This is a genomic window from Bacillus sp. JJ1127 (assembly GCF_036965845.1).
Lineage (GTDB): Bacteria > Bacillota > Bacilli > Bacillales > Bacillaceae_G > Bacillus_A.
Genome location: NZ_JBALQK010000390.1, coordinates 1 through 3112 on the forward strand (window position 1 = coordinate 1; position 3112 = coordinate 3112).

Genomic DNA, 3112 nt, shown 5'->3' on the forward strand with positions numbered 1-3112 from the left:
TAAAATTTTATCTTTTCATTCTTTTTGGAATAATATAGAATTCTATATATATCATATAAATAAATATAATGACTACTAATTCATTTATCCCGCATGAATTAGTAGGATCACTCCTACCTCAAAATTTAACAAAGGCAAGGAAGTTGGGTGAGGGTGAATAATCAGTGGCAAGAAAATCTCTACTGATTAAAGTTTTATTTTATAAGCTTCAGTTATGTCTAGTGAACTTGTTTTTTAGACTGTAAAGAAAATGAATAGAATAAAGGGGGGAAGCTGAATGAAAAAGAAGAAGCAGAAAAAGAAGAAAAACCATATTCCGTTTCGTCTAAATGTACTATTTTTTTGCGTATTTCTTATGTTTTCAGCGATTATTGTTCAGTTAGGAAAAGTTCAAATTGTAGATGGTGAAACATATAAAAATGTAGTAGAAAAACAGGAAGATTTAACAGTGAGTGCGCCAGTTCCTAGGGGAAAAATTTTTGATCGAGAAGGAAAGGCGATTGTGGATAATAAACCGCTTCGGACAGTTACATATACAAAAATGAAAGGTGTAGACGCTAAGGAGATTTTGAAAACGGCAAGGGAATTAGCAAAGTTAATTGAAATGCCACAGGAATCAATGGACAAGCTAACCGATACAGATAAAAAAGATTTTTGGATGCAATTAAATAAGAAGCGTGCAGATGCAAAAGTAACAAAAGAGGATGAAAATAAATTAAGAGAAAAGAAAATAGAGGGAAAAGAATTAGATAAAAAAGTGGAAGAGCTTAGACGCGAAAGAATTACAGCAGAAGAGTTAAAAGAGCTAACACCAGAGGATATAGAGGTATTAGCAATTAAAAGTAAAATGAATGCTGGATACAAAATGACGCCTCAAATTATAAAAAAGGATGTAAGTCCTAATGAATATGCAATCATTAGTGAGAGTTTAGCGCTTCTTCCTGGGGTGGATACTACAGTGGATTGGGAACGCGAGTATCCTAATGATAAAATACTTCGTTCTGTACTTGGAAGTGTTTCTAGTGCCGATGAGGGATTACCAAAGGAGCAATTAGATTATTATTTGGTCCGTGATTATACCCGTAATGATCGAGTCGGTAAAAGTTATATTGAAAAACAATATGAAGATGCGTTGCATGGTGCAAAGGGGCAGTTTAAACATATTACTGATAAAGAAGGGAATCTTCTTCGGACGGAAGAGATTACGAAAGGGAAAAGCGGAAATAATTTAATGTTAACAATTGATATGGATTTGCAGAAGAAGGTAGAAGAAAGTCTTGAAAAAAACTTAAGGGCATTTAAACCGGCGGAACCAATGTTGGATCGTGCTTTTGTTATAATGATGAATCCGAAAAATGGACAAATTTTATCAATAGCAGGAAAGAAACTTGTAAATAAAGATGGAGAAATACAAGTAGAAGATTATGCACTTGGTACAATGACAAGTTCTTATGAGCTTGGTTCAACTGTTAAAGGTGCTACATTACTAACTGGATATCAAACGGGTGCGATCAAACCATTTACTCATTTTGTTGATGCACCAATGAGTTTTAAAGGAACAAAAGATAAAAAGTCATGGAAAGAGTTTGGTGATATTGATGATTTAAGAGCTTTACAAGTATCTTCTAACGTATACATGTTTAACACTGCTTTAAAGATTGCAGAGGTTGATTATGTACCTAATAGTACACTAAACATTAAGCAGGAAGCGTTTAATAAAATGCGATATCATTTTACACAATTTGGTTTAGGGGTTCCAACTGGTATTGATTTACCGAATGAATCGGCAGGACAAAAGGGGAAAACGGATCAAATCCCGGGTTTTTTACTTGACTATTCGATCGGCCAATACGATACATATACACCACTTCAACTTGTGCAATACATGTCGACAATTGCAAATGGTGGTTATCGAATGAAACCGCAAATTGTACAAGAAATTAGAGAACAACCAACTAAACCAGAAGACATTGGAAAAGTAGTACAAGTAATGGAACCGGTTGTCTTAAACCGTATAGATATGGACAAAAATTATATCGATCAAGTGAAGGAAGGATTCAGAAGGGTATTTCAAGAAGGAGACGGAACGGGTGTAGCAACTTTTAAAAATCTTCCTTATAAACCAGCTGGGAAAACAGGAACAGCAGAAACTGTTTATGGTGGCGATAACGACATTGGAAGAGATGAAAATGGAAACCGAAAAAAATGCTATAATTTAACTTTAGCTGGCTATGCGCCATATGATGCTGATCCAGAAGTGGCATTTTCAGTTGTTGTGCCGTGGGTAAATGATGATAAATCTGGAGTGAATTCTAAAATTGGTAAAGATATTTTAGATGCATATTTTGATTTGAAAGTTAAGAGAGTGAATGGAAATCCAGTTCCTGTAGAGCAGTCTAATAAAGCACAATAAAAAAATCTATAAATATAGCTGGAATAGTCGCACTTCACTGTACCGAGTATGAAATATATTGTACAGTGAAGTGTTTTTTAGATTAGGAGTGTTGGTGGAATGGGGGATACATATGGAGCGGCAAATTAAGAATCAATGGGGGAAATTTGTTCTATTCATATTTGCTATGTTAGTCATCATAAATTCTTTTACTTTGTGTAAAGTAGAAGGGAAATCCATGCAACCAACTTTACAAGACGAAGATTATGTTTTTGTAAATACAGCCGTTACACGTTTCAATTCTCTACATCATGGAGAAATCGTTGTGATTAAAGATAGGGATAACTCTAAATATTATGTGAAGCGAGTCATTGGACTTCCAGGTGAAACAATACAGATCGTAAACGGCACCCTTTATTTAAATGATAAACAACAAACAGAACAATATATTAATAGAGAGTTACCAAATGAACTACAAATATTTTCGGAGTATAAAAGGACAAAAATTCCACCAAATAAATTATTTGTAATGGGAGATAATCGCTCTCAAAGTAAAGATAGCCGAAATGGTCTTGGATATATTGAGGAAGCTAGTATTATTGGTAAAGTAGAATTTGTCTATTATCCTTTTTCAAAAGCGAGATTAATAGATTGAATGAGATAAAAACAGCCGTGTTTCATATAGAAACACGGCTGTTTTTATTGATATCTAGCTTGTAT

2 protein-coding genes are annotated in these 3112 nt (G+C 34.0%); both read left to right on the forward strand.

The genetic code is table 11. From position 1 onward, the window contains the following. Window positions 1-277 precede the first annotated feature (277 nt). Window positions 278-2413 carry a peptidoglycan D,D-transpeptidase FtsI family protein gene (locus V7183_RS24925; protein ID WP_097898966.1) on the forward strand — a complete coding sequence of 712 codons (2136 nt, stop codon included), beginning with the start codon at window positions 278-280 and terminating at the stop codon, window positions 2411-2413. 112 nt (window positions 2414-2525) lie between these two features. After that, a complete protein-coding gene (gene lepB / locus V7183_RS24930) occupies window positions 2526-3047 on the forward strand; it encodes a signal peptidase I (RefSeq protein WP_335361209.1) in 522 nt (173 codons plus the stop codon). Window positions 3048-3112 lie beyond the last annotated feature (65 nt).

Excerpts from the sequence above, each read along its gene's own strand:
- lepB (WP_335361209.1), top strand. The coding sequence starts at position 2,526 with ATGGAGCGGCAAATTAAGAATCAATGGGGGAAATTTGTTCTATTCATA.
- V7183_RS24925 (WP_097898966.1), top strand. The coding sequence starts at position 278 with ATGAAAAAGAAGAAGCAGAAAAAGAAGAAAAACCATATTCCGTTTCGT.